This window comes from Halomonas ventosae (assembly GCF_004363555.1).
Taxonomy (GTDB): domain Bacteria; phylum Pseudomonadota; class Gammaproteobacteria; order Pseudomonadales; family Halomonadaceae; genus Halomonas; species Halomonas ventosae.
In genome coordinates this window covers 176,896-192,241 of record NZ_SNZJ01000008.1, presented here as the reverse complement: position 1 = coordinate 192,241, position 15,346 = coordinate 176,896, and the positions used below count along the sequence as shown (strand labels likewise).

The 15,346-nt window shown below is 67.8% G+C and carries 10 protein-coding genes; 5 read left to right on the top strand and 5 right to left on the bottom strand.

Translation table 11 applies throughout. The features are described 5' to 3' along the window. Nucleotides 1–202: 202 nt before the first annotated feature. Nucleotides 203–1,120, bottom strand: coding sequence for a MurR/RpiR family transcriptional regulator (locus DFP85_RS09195; RefSeq protein ID WP_133635980.1), 918 nt, complete (start codon nucleotides 1,118–1,120; stop codon nucleotides 203–205). Between the two features lie 244 nt (nucleotides 1,121–1,364). Here DFP85_RS09195 and DFP85_RS09190 point away from each other — a divergent pair, with 244 nt between their 5' ends. The 4 genes from DFP85_RS09190 to DFP85_RS09175 all read left to right on the top strand — a co-directional run bounded on the left by DFP85_RS09190 (nucleotide 1,365) and on the right by DFP85_RS09175 (nucleotide 7,270). Further along, nucleotides 1,365–2,171, top strand: a complete 807-nt coding sequence (locus DFP85_RS09190; RefSeq protein ID WP_133635979.1) for an enoyl-CoA hydratase/isomerase family protein — start codon at nucleotides 1,365–1,367, stop codon at nucleotides 2,169–2,171. A 78-nt stretch (nucleotides 2,172–2,249) separates the two neighbouring features. Next, nucleotides 2,250–4,436 (top strand): acetate--CoA ligase family protein, encoded by a 2,187-nt coding sequence (locus DFP85_RS09185; RefSeq protein WP_133635978.1) that lies wholly within the window; start codon nucleotides 2,250–2,252, stop codon nucleotides 4,434–4,436. Beyond that, nucleotides 4,433–5,239 carry an enoyl-CoA hydratase-related protein gene (locus DFP85_RS09180; RefSeq protein WP_133635977.1) on the top strand — a complete coding sequence of 269 codons (807 nt, stop codon included), beginning with the start codon at nucleotides 4,433–4,435 and terminating at the stop codon, nucleotides 5,237–5,239. Before DFP85_RS09185 ends, DFP85_RS09180 begins: the two co-directional genes overlap by 4 nt. Before the next feature lie 129 nt (nucleotides 5,240–5,368). Further along, nucleotides 5,369–7,270 carry an SLC13 family permease gene (locus DFP85_RS09175; RefSeq protein WP_133635976.1) on the top strand — a complete coding sequence of 634 codons (1,902 nt, stop codon included), beginning with the start codon at nucleotides 5,369–5,371 and terminating at the stop codon, nucleotides 7,268–7,270. A gap of 180 nt (nucleotides 7,271–7,450) precedes the next feature. On the opposite strand, the gene DFP85_RS09170 is transcribed toward DFP85_RS09175, so the two are convergent. The 4 genes from DFP85_RS09170 to betI all read right to left on the bottom strand — a co-directional run bounded on the left by DFP85_RS09170 (nucleotide 7,451) and on the right by betI (nucleotide 14,177). Continuing rightward, nucleotides 7,451–9,913 (bottom strand): acyl-CoA dehydrogenase, encoded by a 2,463-nt coding sequence (locus DFP85_RS09170; protein ID WP_133635975.1) that lies wholly within the window; start codon nucleotides 9,911–9,913, stop codon nucleotides 7,451–7,453. A gap of 346 nt (nucleotides 9,914–10,259) precedes the next feature. After that, nucleotides 10,260–11,954, bottom strand: coding sequence for a choline dehydrogenase (betA, locus tag DFP85_RS09165; protein ID WP_133635974.1), 1,695 nt, complete (start codon nucleotides 11,952–11,954; stop codon nucleotides 10,260–10,262). Between the two features lie 135 nt (nucleotides 11,955–12,089). After that, nucleotides 12,090–13,559 (bottom strand): betaine-aldehyde dehydrogenase, encoded by a 1,470-nt coding sequence (betB, locus tag DFP85_RS09160; protein WP_133635973.1) that lies wholly within the window; start codon nucleotides 13,557–13,559, stop codon nucleotides 12,090–12,092. Nucleotides 13,560–13,571: 12 nt separating this feature from the next. Then, the gene (betI, locus tag DFP85_RS09155) at nucleotides 13,572–14,177 is read right to left on the bottom strand and encodes a transcriptional regulator BetI (protein WP_208108479.1); all 606 of its coding nucleotides are present in this window, start codon (nucleotides 14,175–14,177) and stop codon (nucleotides 13,572–13,574) included. Between the two features lie 183 nt (nucleotides 14,178–14,360). Here betI and DFP85_RS09150 point away from each other — a divergent pair, with 183 nt between their 5' ends. Further along, nucleotides 14,361–15,326 carry a choline ABC transporter substrate-binding protein gene (locus DFP85_RS09150; protein WP_133635972.1) on the top strand — a complete coding sequence of 322 codons (966 nt, stop codon included), beginning with the start codon at nucleotides 14,361–14,363 and terminating at the stop codon, nucleotides 15,324–15,326. Nucleotides 15,327–15,346 lie beyond the last annotated feature (20 nt).

The window sequence follows — 15,346 nt, the reverse complement described above, 5'->3', positions numbered from 1 at the left end:
TTTGAACTCTAGCGAGAACTGACGTCGAGTTTTCAAGCGCATAGCACCTTACCTTCGGTTGTCGGCAAGGTGTCTACAAAACCGGGGGCACATCACAAGGACCCCTTGCGGCTTGCCCTCAGCTGCTTCAATCCTGTCCTTGCTCCTTGCTCCTTGCTCCTTGCTCCTTGCTCCTTGCTCCTTGCTCCTTGCTCCTGGGCCCTCAGGAATTCTCCACATAGGCGCCCATCGCCCGCATCCGCGACTCGAAGCGTGCCACGTTGTCCACCAGGTCGTCGGGGCCGAAGGCCACGCACTCGGCCAGCAGCACCTCGATCAGCGTGATCGCCGAGAGGATCGAGGGGAAGAAGTGCGGCGTGGCATTGGCCACCGGGAAGGTGATGCTGGCGCCGGGGACCAGCGGCGAGCGCATGGTGTCGGTAACCACGATGGCATTCACGCCGTTGGCGCGGGTGATCTCCAGGGCCCGCATGGTCTCGGCACAGTACGGCTCGAAGCCGAAGGCGATCACCACGTCCCCCTCGCCGAAGGGGGCCAGCTCGGTGAGCAGGCCACCCTCCTGCCCGCGGATGAGGTGGATGTCGGGCATGGCGATGCGCCCCACGTAGGCGAAGTGGTAGGCGCAGGCGAAGGTGTCGCGAAAGCCGACCACCGCCACCTTGCCGGCGCCCAGCAGCAGCCGGGACGCCTCGCGGACCTTCTTCTGGTTGTCGGCGGTGAACAGCCGACCGATGTTGTCGAAGGCCGCGTCTCCCACGTCCAGGAACACCTGATCATCGGTCTGGCTGGCCAGGCTACGCAGCTGGCTGGCCCGCCCCGAGAGCTCCACCGGACCGGCCTGCACCGCCGACTGGAACACCTCGCGGAACTGCTCATAGCTCTCGAACTCGAGCCGCTTGGCCAGCCGCATCAGCGTCGAGGGCGTGACCTCGGCGGCCGTGGCCGACTTGCGGATCGACTGGAAGGCGATCTCCACCGGGTGTTCCAGCACGTAGCCGGCGGCCAGCTTGAGCTGCGGGCTCAGCTCCGGATACGCCTCGGCCAGCTGCTGGTTGACGGCATCCAGTCCCGCCGGGGCCTCCGGCAGCGCCTCCTGGCTCGGGGTCTGCGGTTCCAGCACGCGGTTCTCCTCAGCTGATCATGTTGATGGCATCCGTCCCTCGTGGCAGCGCGCATTGTAACGCATGCGGGCCGGCATGAATGAAACAACTGTGTCCCATGATAAAAAACCATGACACGGATGTATTGACGCATCTCCGGGTCGTCGTCTAGGATGCCGGCAAAACAGACGTGCCTCATTGTCAAAGTGACTGATACGTTTGTTTCATTCATCGTCAGCCACTCCAGGAACGACCGAACCCGACATGAGCCACTCTGCCAAGCATCCCGCCTACGAGACCCTGATCACCCAGCGCCACGGCCAGGTGATGGAGATTCGCTTCAACCGGCCCCATCGCCTCAATGCCGTGGTCGAGACGCTGTATACCGAGCTGCTCGATGTCCTCGCCGTCGTCTCCGCCGATGTCGATATCCGTGCCGTGATCCTCACCGGCGAGGGTCGCGCCTTCTGCGTCGGCGCCGACATGAAGGAGCACGGCAGTGCCAAGCGTTCGCTGTTCCAGCGCCGCCAGTACCTGCAGCTGGGCAACGACGTCTGCGAGGCGATCCTGCGCCTCAACAAGCCCGTCATCGCCGCCGTCAATGGCTATGCCCTGGGGGCCGGCGCCGAGATGGCGGTCTCCTGTGACTTCATCCTGATGGCAGAGGATGCCCAGATCGGCTTCCCGGAGACCAGCATCGGTACCTGCGTGGGCGGCGGCGTCTCCAAGCTTCTGCCCGAACTGGTGGGCCTGGCCCAGGCGCGCCGCCTGCTCTTCACCGGCCGGCGCATCGATGGCGAGGAAGCCACCCGCATCGGCCTGGCGACCTCCAGCTGGACCGCCGACTCCCTGCTCGACGAGGCCCGCACCCTGGCCGGCGAGCTGGCGAAGCAGGCGCCGGTCTCCATCGCCATGCTCAAGCGGCTGGTCAACCAGGGCAGCGACACGAACCTGGAGAGCCAGCTGCAGCAGGAGCTCGATGCGGTCTTCACCTGCTCCACCACCGAGGACTGGCAGGAGGGCGTCGACGCCTTCGCCGAGAAGCGCACTCCCCGGTTCCAGGGCAAGTAATCACGAGCTTCCGTGCCCGGCCGGCTGCCGGGCCCGTTGTCACCGTTCAACGACCCTTGCGGTCAAGGTCATCAGCACATGAATCCCATCGAAGGACACCTCCCGACCCGCAGCCCGCTGCACGACATCCTGGCGCCGACCGGCATCGCGGTGATCGGCGCCTCCGCCGATCCCACCAAGCGGGGCTACAAGGCGATGGTCGGCCTGATCAAGGACGGCTATCGCGGCGACATCTACCCGGTGAACCCCAAGGCCGACATGATCCTCGGGGTCAAGGCCTGGCCCTCGGTCACGGCGATCCCCGGCAATCCCCAGCTGGCGCTGATCTGCACGCCGGCGGCAACGGTGCCGGGGCTGATCGCCGAGTGTGGCCGTCGCGGCATCAAGGGGGCGGTGATACTCGCCAGCGGCTTTGCCGAAGTCGGCGGTGAGGGGGCTGCGCTCGAGCGCGAGATGATGGTCAAGGCCGAGGCGCACGGCGTGCGGATCATCGGCCCCAACACCTCGGGCGTGTTCAACCTGCATCACCACATCAACCTGCTGGCGCTGGACAACGTCAGGCCGGGCGACGTGGGCATCATCTCCCAGTCCGGCAACATGCTGCTGTCGCTGGCCCTGGAGGCCCAGCACAACGGCCATGTGGGCTTCTCCACCTACGTGGGCCCCGGTAACCAGAGCGACATCGGCTTCAACGACTACCTGCGCTACCTGGGCGAGGACGAGCACACCCGGGTCGCTACCCTCTACGTGGAAGGCTTCCGGGACGGCCGCAAGTTCCTCGAGGTGGCCCGTGACGTCACCGCCATGAAGCCGGTGGTGGTTTACAAGTCCGGTTCCACCGAGCAGGGCCAGAAGGCTGCCAGCTCCCACACCGGGGCCCTGGCCGGCAGCTATGCCATGACCGTGGACCTGCTCAGGCAGTCCGGGGTCAGCGTGGTGCAGTACTCCGACGAGATCCTCCCGGTGGCCGAGGGCCTGGGGCTGCTGCAGAAGTCCCGCGGCAAGCGGGTGGCGGTGATCTCCGACGGCGGCGGCCAGGCCACCATCGCCTCCGACCGCCTGTCCGAGGCGGGCCTGGAGCTCGCCGAGCTTTCCGAGGCCACGCGGGCGAAGCTGCGCGAGGTGCTCTTCCCCCAGGCGTCCACCGTCAACCCGGTCGACGTGGCCGGCTCCACCGACGCCAACCCCTCGCTGCTCGCCACCTGCATGGAGATCGTCGCCGCCGACGACAACGTCGACAGCGTCTTCCTGGTGGGCATGTTCGGCGGCTACAGCATCCGCTTCGCCGAGTCGCTGCTGGGCGACGAGATGCGTGGCGCCGAGGCGATGGTGGACCTCTCCAACGCCACCGAGAAACCGCTGGTGATCTACAGCCTCTATACGCCGATCAAGCCGCCGGCGCTGCGTCGCCTTCACGAGGCGGGCCTGCCGGTCTATGCCTCCATCGAGCAGTCGGTGCGGGTGCTTGCGGCGCTGGGCGAGCGCGGCCAGTACCTGGCCCAGGCCAGTGGCCAGTCCCGCGAGACCCCGGTGGCGGCCCGTCCCGAGCTCACCACCATGTTCCGGCAGGCCCGGGCCGAGGGGCGTGACCTCTTCGAGTACGAGGCCAAGCAACTGCTGCGCGACCACGGCGTCGAGGTCCCGGAGGAGCGGGTGGTCAGGAACGAGGCCGAGCTAGCCGCGGCAGCGCTTGGCGAGACGCCGCTGGCCATGAAGGTGGTCTCGAAGGACATCCTGCACAAGTCCGACGCCGGCGGCGTGAAGCTCAATGTGGTGGGCGAAGCCGCCATGCACGAAGCCCGCGAGGCGATCCTCGACGCCTGCAGGGCCTATGACGCCAACGCCGAGATCGAGGGCGTGCTGGTGACGCCCATGGCGAAGAAGGGCGTGGAGGTGATCGTCGGGGTGATCCGCGACCCGATCTTCGGGCCGGTGCTGATGTTCGGCCTCGGCGGCATCTTCGTCGAGATCCTCGAGGACGTCGCCTTTCGCGCCATCCCGCTGTCGCGCCATGACGCCCGCTCCATGGTGGAGCAGATCAAGGCGAAGCGGATCCTCGAGGGGGTGCGCGGCGAGTCCGCGGTGGACAAGGAGGCGCTGGTCGACCTGCTGCTCAAGGTATCGAGCATCGTCGCCGCCTACCCGGACCTCAAGGAGCTCGACCTCAACCCGGTGATCGTCAATGCCGACGGCTATGCGGTGGTGGATGCCCGGGTTATCGTCGACCGTGACACTGCTGCCACCGACGAGGACGCCCGAGCATGAGCCTGAGCCAACCGCAACTGACCGATGCCCGCCTGACGCTGGAGGGGCGGGTGGCCACCCTGACCCTGGATCGCCACGACGTGCGCAATGCCCTGACCGGCACCGCCCTGGTGGAGGACATCGTGGCCGTGGCCGACTGGGTCAATGCCTGCGACGAGGTCTCCGTGCTGGTCATCACCGGGGCGGGCTCGGCGTTCTCCGCGGGGGGCAACGTCAAGGACATGGCCGAGCGTGGCGGCGACTTCGCCGGCGACGTGGCCGAGGTCGCCAGCCGCTACCGGCGGGGCATCCAGCGGATCCCGCTCGCCCTGCAGGGCGTGGAGGTGCCGATCATCGCCGCGGTCAACGGCCCGGCCATCGGCGCCGGCTTCGACCTGGCCAACATGGCCGACGTGCGCATCGCCTCCCGCAAGGCCAAGTTCGGCGAGACCTTCCTCAACCTGGGGATCATCCCCGGCGACGGCGGCGCCTGGTTCATGCAGCGCCTGATCGGCTATCAGCGTGCCTTCGAGCTGACGCTCTCCGGCCGGGTGATCGATGCCGAGGAGGCGAAGGCGTATGGCATCGTGCTGGAGGTCACCGAGCCCGAGACACTGCTCGAGCGCGTCGGCGAGATGGCCGGGCAGATGGCGGCCCAGCCCCCCAAGGCGACGCGACTGACCAAGCGGCTGATGAAGATGGGCAGCCGCATGGAGCTGCCCGACTTCCTCGACCTCTGTGCGACCTTCCAGGGCATGTGCCACAACGAGCCCGAGCACCTCGAGGCCGTCAATGCCATGCTGGAGAAGATGGCCAGGAAGTAGGCCTCGCGACACCTCAACCCGACGGACCCGGCCATTGCCGGGTTCTTCGCATCCGGGCGGGCGAAAGGGCTGGCTTTTCTGTCCCGCGGCTGGTGTGCTTGAGTCTCCATGAAGGGACAGGGAGGTGTCATGGCCGACAGCACGCTGGTCTTCATTGTCCTGGGACTGACGCTTGCCGCCTTCGTCTGGGGGCGCTTCCGCTACGACCTCGTAGCCCTCTCGGCGCTGCTGGGCTCGGTGATCCTGGGACTGGTGCCGGGCGAGGAGGCCTTCCTCGGCTTCGGCCATCCGGCGGTGATCACCGTGGCCGCGGTGCTGGTGCTCAGTCGCGGTTTCGAGCGCTCCGGGGTGGTGGACGTGATCGCCCAGCAGGTGCTCAAGGTCGGGGAGCGGCTCTTCCTCCAGCTTGCCGCGCTGACCGGGACGGTGGTGGTGCTCTCCGGCTTCATGAACAACGTCGGGGCCCTGGCGCTGCTGCTGCCGGTGGCCATGCGCCTGGCCCGGGAGCATGACACCTCGCCGTCACTGCTGCTGATGCCGCTGGCCTTCGGCTCGCTGCTGGGCGGGCTGACCACCCTGATCGGCACCCCGCCCAATATCATCATCGCCAGCTACCGGGGCTCGGTCACCGGCGACGCCTTCGGGCTCTTCTCCTTCTCTCCCGTGGGCGTGGCGGTGGCCCTGGCCGGGCTCGCCTTCATCCTGCTGATCGGCTGGCGGCTGGTGCCCCAGCGTGCCGGCAAGGCTTCCACCGAGGAGATGTTCGACACCGCCAACTACCTGGTCGAACTCGAGGTGGACGAGGAGGCGAAGGCCAACGGCTGGACGCTGCGAGACCTGCACGAGGCCCTGGAGGAGACCATCCCGGTGCTCGCTGTGGTGCGCGATGACCGGCGCCGCGCCGGCCATGCCTTCCATGGTGAGCTGCGAACCGGCGACATCCTGCTGCTGGAGGCGGGCCCCGAGGAGATGAAGCTGCTGGAGGACAAGGCGGGGCTTCGCGTGGGCAAGGAACCCGAGGGAGGTGACGAGACGGCGCAGCAGGCCGAGACCGACGACGATACGCGGGAAGGGGCAACGTCGGCCAAGGACCCGGCGGCGCAGGACAGGGTGCTTGACGAGGAGGACGAAAAGGGGAGCAAGAAGGAGAAGAAAAAGAAGAGCGTTGATACCGAGGGGCTGCAGCTGGTCGAGGCGGTGGTGCGCAACGACTCCATGATGGTCAATCGCACCGTCGGCCAGCTGCGCCTGCACAACCAGTTCGGCCTGCACCTGGTGGCCGTGGCCCGCGACGGGGGCCGCCTCAAGCAGCGCCTGCGCGACATCCGTTTCCGCCCGGGCGACGTGCTGCTGCTGCAGGGTGGCGAGAGCGAGCTCTCCGAGAGCCTGGCGACCCTGGGCTGCCTGCCGCTGGCCAGCCGCAACCTCTCCCTGGGACAGCCGCGCCTGCTGCTGGTCTCCCTGGCCATCTTCGCCGCGGCCATCCTGGCCATCCTGCTGGGCGTGCTGCCCGCGGCGGTGGCGCTCGCCACGGCGGCCCTGGTCTCGCTGCTGGTAGGGGTGCTGCCGCTGCGCGAGGGCTACCAGGCGATCGACGGCCCCGTGCTGGTGCTGCTGGGCGCCATGATCCCGGTGGGCGAGGCGCTGGAGACCAGCGGCGGGGCGGCGCTGATCGCCGACGCCCTGCTGGGCTGGGGCGGGCAGTGGCCGGTGGTGGTCACCCTGGTGGGGCTCTTCGTGATCACCATGATGCTCTCCGACATCATCAACAATGCCGCGGCGGCAGTGCTGATGGCCCCCATCGCCGCGAGCTTGGCGCGCGGCTTCGAGGTGTCGTTGGACCCCTTCCTGATGGCGGTGGCCGTCAGTGCCTCCTGCGCCTTCCTCACCCCCATCGGCCACCAGTCCAATACCCTGGTGATGGGCCCCGGGGGCTATCGCTTCGGGGACTACTGGCGCATGGGACTGCCCCTGGAGGTGGTGATCACCCTGGTGGCGATCCCCATGATCCTGCTGGTCTGGCCGCTATAGGAACAAGGAACAAGGAACAAGGAACAAGGAACAAGGAACAAGGAACAAGGAACAAGGAACAAGGAACAAGGAACAAGGAACAAGGAACAAGGAACAAGGGGTCAGATCACGCCTTGGGTTCGCGCCTGAATGCAAAAGCCCCGGCTCTGGGCCGGGGCGGGAGGGTGGCGTGGTGACCGGTCAGGCCATGGCCGATGGCTCCTCGGTATGCCAAAGGACCCGGGACTTGTCGGTGACGAAGGCGTCGTAGGCAAAGTCGTCCACGCTGAGCAGCTCCAGCACCTCGGCCTCGCGCTCGCGCATGAAGGTGGCATCGTCTTCGCTGATGATGCCGGCTCTGGCTGCCTCCTCCACCTTCTGCTCGGGGTGCAGCGCGTGCGCCGGCAGTTCGCCCTTGGCATGGGCCTTCTGGACCTGGCGGTAGAGCTTTTCGGCGCGCTCCTGGGTGGCGAGCAGGGCGTTGTAGTGGGCGAGGGGGTTGTCCCGGCTGCCGTCGTTCTCCTGCCAGGTGGTTTCCAGCAGGTAGCGGCGCAGCGCCGTGTCGCGGGAGACGGCCTGGGCGATCTCGCGGGTCAGGGCGTCCTGAGGGCGCTTCCAGCGGCGGCCGGCGGGCATCACGACGATGCGCAGCAGCCGGCCCAGGGCACGGCTCGGCAGGTTGTCGAACAGCTCGTCCAGGGCCTGCTCGGCACGACCCAGCAGGAAGCGGCAGCCATAGTGCAGCAGCGCGGCCTCGCCCTCGACCTTGTCGCCCTCGTGCCACTGCTTGAGCGTCATCGAGGCGAGGTACAGGTTGGAGAGCACGTCGCCCAGGCGGGCCGAGAGCATCTCCCGCTGCTTGAGGGTCGAGCCGAGGCTCGCCATGGCGGCATCGGCGCACAGCCCGAAACCGGCGGAGAGGCGGGCGACGTCCCGGGCATAGGGCGCGGCGACCTCGTCGAAGGGCACGGCCGCCCGGCCGATTCCCAGGCCCTGGGTGAGGGCACGGGCGGCATTGCCGAAGATCAGCCCGGCGTGGCCGAAGAAGGCGCGGTCGAAGGCCTGCAGGTCGTCGGCGTCCTTGGCGGCCAGCTCCTCGAGCACGTAGGGGTGGCAGCGGATCGCCCCCTGGCCGAAGATCATCAGGTTGCGGGTCATGATGTTGGCGCCTTCCACGGTGATGGCCACCGGATTGGCGCTGTAGCCGATGCCGAGGTAGTTGCGCGGCCCCAGGGTCACCGCCTTGCCGCCGTGGATGTCCATGGCATCGCCGAGGATCTGGCGCTGGAACTCGGTGAGCTGGCTCTTGAGGATCGCCGAGGGCACCGCCGGCTTCTCGCCGTGGTCGATGGTGTTGGCCGTCTGGTAGACCGCGGCCCGGGAGACATATGCCAGCGCGGCCATGCGCGCCAGGGGTTCCTGGACCCCCTCCATCTCGGCGACCGGCACGTTGAACTGGCGACGGATGCGGGCGAAGCCACCGCTCCACCCCAGGGCGTAGCGGGCGGTTCCGGTGGCGCCGGAGGGCAGGGTGATGCAGCGGCCGATGGAGAGGCACTCCACCAGCATGCGCCAGCCCTGGCCGATCATCTCGGGCCCGCCGATGATGGTATCGAGGGGTACGAAGACGTCCTTGCCCCTGATGGGGCCGTTGAGGAAGGGGCTGCCGATGGGGTGGTGGCGGCGGCCGATCTCCATGCCCGCGGTGTCGCGCGGGATCAGTGCCAGGGTGATACCGCGATCGCTCTCCTCGCCCAGCAGGTGGTCGGGGTCGAAGAGCCTGAAGGCCAGCCCCACCACGCTGGCAATGGGCGCCAGGGTGATCCAGCGCTTCTCGAAGTTCAGGCGCAGGCCCAGCACCTCCTGGCCGTCGACCTCCTGCCGGCAGACCACGCCGGTATCGGGGATGGCCGTGGCGTCACTGCCGGCGCGGGGACCGGTGAGGCCGAAGCAGGGGATCTCGCGCCCGTCGGCCAGCCGCGGCAGGTAATGGTCCTTCTGGGCCTCGGTGCCGTACTTGAGCAGCAGCTCGCCCGGGCCCAGGGAGTTGGGCACACCCACCGTGACCATCAGCGTCTCGCTGACCGAGAGCTTCTGCAGCACCAGGGACTGGGCCTTGGCAGAGAAGCCGAGGCCGCCGTACGCCTGGGGGATGATCATGCCGAAGAAGCCTTCCCGCTTGAGGTAGTCCCACAGCTCCTGGGGCAGGTCGGCGCGCTCCCGGGCGATCTCCCAGGCGTTGCACATGCCGGCGGCCACGCTGCACTGGTGGTCGAGGAAGGCCCGTTCCTGGTCCGTGAGCCCCTCGTCGCGGTACCCGAGCAGCGCCTCCCAGTCGGGGCGCCCGGTGAAGAGCTCGCCGTCCCATGCCACGGTGCCGGCCTCCAGCGCGGTGCGCTCGGTGTCCGAGACTTTCGGCGACACCTTCTTGAACAGGGCGAAGAGGTGCGGTGACAGCCAGCGGACGCGCAGCGACGGCAGGCCCGCCACCGCCACCCCGGCGGCGGCGGCCAGCAGCAGCACGCCCAGCAGGGTAGAGGCGAAGAGCAGGCTGGCCAGGCCGGTCACGGCGAGCACGGCCAGGGCGGGCAGGGCGCCCGCCTCGCGGCGCATCACCGCGAGCAGGCCGACGATGGCCGCTAGCAGCAGGATCAGGGTGAGCATGGGAAGACTCCGGTTGTGGTGAGACGCAAAGATTCGAACAGATGTTTGAATTCTTGCAGACTAGCCCACATCGCTGCAACCGGCCAGTGGCCATGCATAGGGTTATCGCAGATTGCTCGTAGCTCGGGGCTGGTCTGGCGACAAGCCCAGGAGCGCCGGACCGTCGAGGAGGCGCTGTGAACCCCTCCTTGGGCGCTACCGACGCCATCCCTGGCGTAGGGCCTCCTCTACGGCTTGTCCCCAGCGCCCCTAAGCTCCTGCGTCTGCGATAGCACTGTACCCAAGAAAAAAATACCCCGCGCTGCTGGGCAGGGCGGGGCACAGGGAACGTGACCGAAGGGCTGCGCTATCCGCCGAGGCGGCGCTGCGGCTCGCCGCGGGCCGGGGAGTCGCCCGCCACGTAGTAGGGGGCGTCGCTTCGCGGCAGCGGCTCGCGGCCGCGGATGCGGTCGGCGATCTTCTCGGCGAGCATGATGGTTGGCGCGTTGAGGTTGCCGGTGGGAATCACCGGGAACAGCGAGGCATCCACTACCCTGAGCCCCTCCACGCCGTGCACCCGGCCCTGGCCGTCCACCACCGCATCGTCGCCCTCGCCCATGCGGCAGCTGCCGCAGGGATGGTAGGCGGTCTCGGCATGGGCCTTGACGAAGGCATCCAGCTCGGCGTCGGACTGTACGTCCGGCCCCGGCGAGATCTCCCGGCCGCGGAAGGGATCGAAGGCGGGCTGGGCGATGATCTCGCGGGTCAGGCGGATGGCATCGCGGAACTCCTGCCAGTCCTTCTCCCTGGACATGTAGTTGAAGAGGATGCTCGGCGCGGCCTCGGGATCCCGGGAGGTGAGGCGGATGCGGCCTCGGCTCTCGGAGCGCATGGAGCCCACGTGGGCCTGGAAGCCGTGGGCTTGCACTGCGCTCTTGCCGTTGTAGCTGATGGCGATGGGCAGGAAGTGGTACTGCAGGTTGGGCCATGCTTCCTGGTCATTGCTGCGGATGAAGCCCGCCGCCTCGAACTGGTTGCTGGCGCCGATGCCGCGGCCGAGGAACAGCCACTCGGCGCCGATCTTCGGCTGGTTCCACAACTTCAGCGCCGGGTAGAGCGAGATCGGCTGGGTGCACTCGTACTGGATGTACATCTCCAGGTGATCCTGGAGGTGGGCGCCGACGTTGTCGTTGATGTGTACCGACTCGATGCCGAACTCGTCGAGGACCTCGCGGGGGCCAACGCCTGAGCGCTGCAGGATCTGTGGCGAGGCGATCGCCCCACCGCATAGCAGCACCTCGCGGCGGGCGTGTACCCGCTGCTCCTGGCCGCGGCGCTGGTAGCGCACGCCCACCGCCCGCTTGCCCTCGAACTCGATGACGTCGGTGAGGGCGTGGGTCTCGATGGTCAGGTTCGCGCGCCCCTTCGCCTGGTCGAGGTAGCCACGGGCCGTGGAGGCGCGCCGGCCATTCGGGGTGACGAAGCGGTCCATGGGGCCAAAGCCCTCCTGCTGGTAGCCGTTGACGTCCTCGGTCTCCGGGTAGCCGGCCTGCTTGCCCGCCTCGATGAAGGTGCGATACAGAGGGTTATTACCCTCTTTGGGGGTCGTGACACTCACCGGCCCGTCGCCGCCGTGGTAGGCGTCGGGGCCGATGTCGCGGGTCTCGGACTTGCGGAAGTAGGGCAGGCAGTCGGCGTAGGTCCAGTCCGCCAGGCCCGGCGCCTTGGCCCAGCCGTCATAGTCCAGGGCGTTGCCGCGGATGTAGCACATGCCGTTGATCAGCGAGGAGCCCCCCAGCCCCTTCCCACGGCCGCACTCCATGCGTCGCCCATCCATGTGCGGCTCGGGGTCGGTCTCGAAGGCCCAGTTGTAGCGCTTGCCCTGCAACGGATAGGCCAGGGCCGCCGGCATCTGGGTGCGGAAGTCGAAGCGGTGGTCGGGGCCGCCGGCCTCGAGCAGCAGCACGTTGACGCCCTCGTCCTCGGTCAGGCGAGTGGCCAGCACGTTGCCGGCCGATCCCGCTCCGATGATGATGTAGTCGAATTCACGGGTCTGTGACATGGGGTCTCCCAATGCAACATCAGTACGGGGCTGTTCCGGTGACAGGCCTTCGCGAGAGCGCTAAGAACGTACCCTCGCTATGACCTGCCCCCGGCGCCCCTGACAGGTGGGGGTAGCAGGGCGGTTGCGCAGCGTTCAGAACACCGACTCGAAGGGGCCCATCTCGATCTGCACCGACTTGGTCTGGGTGTAGTGGGCCAGGGTCTCGAGGCCGTTCTCGCGGCCCACGCCGGACTGCTTGTAACCGCCCACCGGCATCTCGGCGGGGGACTCTCCCCAGGTGTTGATCCAGCAGATGCCCGCCTCCAGGCGGTGGATCACCCGATGGGCGCGGTTGAGGCGCTCGGTGAAGACCCCGGCGGCCAGCCCGTAGTGGGTGTCATTGGCGCGGCGGATCACCTCCTCCTCGTCATCGAAGGCCAGGATCGCCATGACCGGGCCGAAGATCTCCTCGCGCACGATGCGCATCTCGTCCGTGCAGTCGGTGAATACCGTGGGGGCCGCCCAGGCGCCGTTCGCCCGCTCGCCGTCGTTCCAGGCCTCGCCACCGGCCAGCACCCTGGCGCCTTCCTGCTTGCCCAGGGCGATGTAGGAGAGCACCTTTTCCTGGTGCTCGAAGCTCACCAGGGGACCGAAGTTGACGCTGGGGTCCAGCGGGTCGCCGGCCCTGATGCGCGCCACGCGCTCGGCAATCCTCGCCTCGAAGGCCTCCTTGACGGCACTCTCGACGAAGACCCGGGTGCCGTTGGTGCAGATCTGCCCGCTGGAGTAGAAGTTGGCCATCATGGCGGCGTCGGCGGCGCGGTCGAGGTCGGCATCATTGAAGACGATCAGCGGCGACTTGCCGCCCAGCTCCATGGTGACGTCCTTGAGGGTGGAGCCTCCGGCGGCGGCCATCACCTTCTTGCCGGTCCCCACCTCCCCGGTGAAGGAGACCTTGTCGATGCCGGGGTGCCCGGTCATCAGGGCGCCGACGCTGCCGTCACCGTGGATGACGTTGAACACACCGTCCGGCAGCCCGGCCTCGGTGAAGATCTCGGCGAGTCGCATGGTGGTCAGCGGAGTGACCTCGCTGGGCTTGAAGACCACGGCGTTGCCGGCGGCCAGTGCCGGGGCGCTCTTCCAGCAGGCGATCTGGATGGGGTAGTTCCAGGCACCGATGGCGCCGATCACCCCCAGCGGCTCGCGGCGCGTGTAGACGAAGGAGTCCTCGCGCAGCGGGATCTGGCTGCCCTCGATGGCCGGCGCCAGGCCGGCATAGTACTCGAGGACGTCGGCGCCGGTGACGATGTCCACCGCGGCCGTCTCGCTGATCGGCTTGCCGGTGTTGCGGGTCTCGAGTTCGGCGAGCTCGTCATTGCGCTCCCTCAGGAGCGCCACGGCGCGGTTGAGGATGCGGCTGCGCTCCATGCCGGTCATCGCTGCCCAGGCGCGCTGGCCCTTGCGGGCCGCGGCCACGGCGGCGTCCACGTCGGCCTCGGCGGCCTGCTGCACCTCGGCCAGTGGTGAGCCGTCGTAGGGGTTGACCACCGAGAAGGTCTCGCCGGAGGTGGCGGCCGTGCGACGGCCGTCGATGTAGAGGGTCTGGGTCTCGAGGGATGGCATGGTGACCTCCATTCAGGAAGGGGAAAGGGTGTCTCGGCTGTCGAGCAGGCGATCGAGGTAGTCCCGGGCCAGGCGACGCGCCTCGTCGCTGTCCAGGCCCTCGAGGGTCAAGGCACCGCGCAGCCACAGACCGTCGATCAGGGCGGCCAGTGCGCGGGCACAGGCGCGGGCCTCATCACGGGGCATCAGGCGGCGGAACTGGTGGCAGAGGTTGGCGTAGAGGCGACGGTCATTGACCTGCTGCAGGCGCGCCAGCTCGGGCTTGTGCATGCTGCTGGCCCAGAAGGCCAGCCAGGTCTTGGCCACCGGCCCGGTGACCTGGCTGCGGTCGAAGTTGCCATCGATGATGGCGCCGATATGGTCCCGGGGGCTCGTGCTGGTGAGCTCGCGCCGCCGCGCCGCCACCGCCTCGCCCAGGTCGCTGAGGATCTGGCGCATGGTGGCCTCCAGCAGGCCATCCTTGCCGCCGAAGTAGTGGCTGATGATGCCGGCGGAGACGCCCGCGTGGCGGGCGATGCGCATCACCGTGGCATCGGCCAGGCCGACCTCGTCGATCGCCGCCATGGTGGCCTTGATCAGCTGCTGGCGGCGGATGGGTTCCATTCCAACCTTGGGCACCGTTGCTGGCTCCTTTCCCGGGGAATTGATCTTGCAACCACCACGTGAAGCATGGTTACCATGTGCACAGCTTGCCATTTCTTTATTGAACGTTCAATCAATAAAGGACCTGGCCAAGGATCCCGCTGGCTCGTGGTGCTGCCACCGCGGCTATACTTCAAGTCTCACAAGAGGAGTGTCTCCATGCTCACCCGCAACCTGAACCGTCGTCTGACCCTGGGGCTCGGCGCCGCCGCCCTCGGTCTCTCCGTCTCGCCGCTGCAGGCCGCCGCCCCCGAGAGCTGCGAGACGGTCCGTTTCGCCGAGGTCGGCTGGACCGATATCACCGCGACCACCGCGCTCACCACCGAGGTACTCGAGGCACTGGGCTATGACACCCGCATCGATACCGTCTCCGTGCCCATCGCCTATCAGGGCATGAAGAACGGCGACTTCGATGTCTTCCTGGGCAACTGGATGCCCTCCATGGCCTCGATCAGTGATCCCTACGTCGAGGATGGTGATATCGATCGCCTGGGGGCCAACCTCGAGGGCGCCAAGTACACCCTCGCGGTGCCACAGTATGTCCACGATGCCGGCGTCACCTCGGTGGAAGACCTCGCCGAGCATGCCGAGCAGTTCGACAGCCAGATCCACGGCATCGAAGCCGGCAACGACGGCAACCAGCTGATCCAGCAGATGATCGACGACGACGCCTTCGGCCTGGGGGACTGGCAGCTGGTCGATTCCAGCGAGGCCGGCATGCTCGCCGAGCTGAGCGCCCGGGTGCCGGATGAGAAGTGGATGGTGTTCCTCGGCTGGGAACCGCATCCGATGAACACCAACTTCGACATGGCCTACCTGGCAGGTGCCGATGACTACTTCGGTCCCGACCTCGGCGGCGCTACCGTCTACACCAATACCCGTAGCGGCTATGTCGAGGAGTGCGCCAACGTCGGTGCGCTGCTGGAAAACCTCGAGTTCACCCTCGAGATGGAGAACCAGCTGATGGGCCAGATCATGGACGAGGGCGAGGATCCCCGTGATGCCGCCCGTGCCTACCTGCAGGCCAATCCCGAGGTCCTGGAGGGCTGGCTCGAAGGCGTCGAGACCCGCGAGGGCGAGCCGGGGCTGCCGGCGGTCAAGCGCGCCCTCGACATCGAGGCGTGAGGGGCCACGCGGGCTTGCCA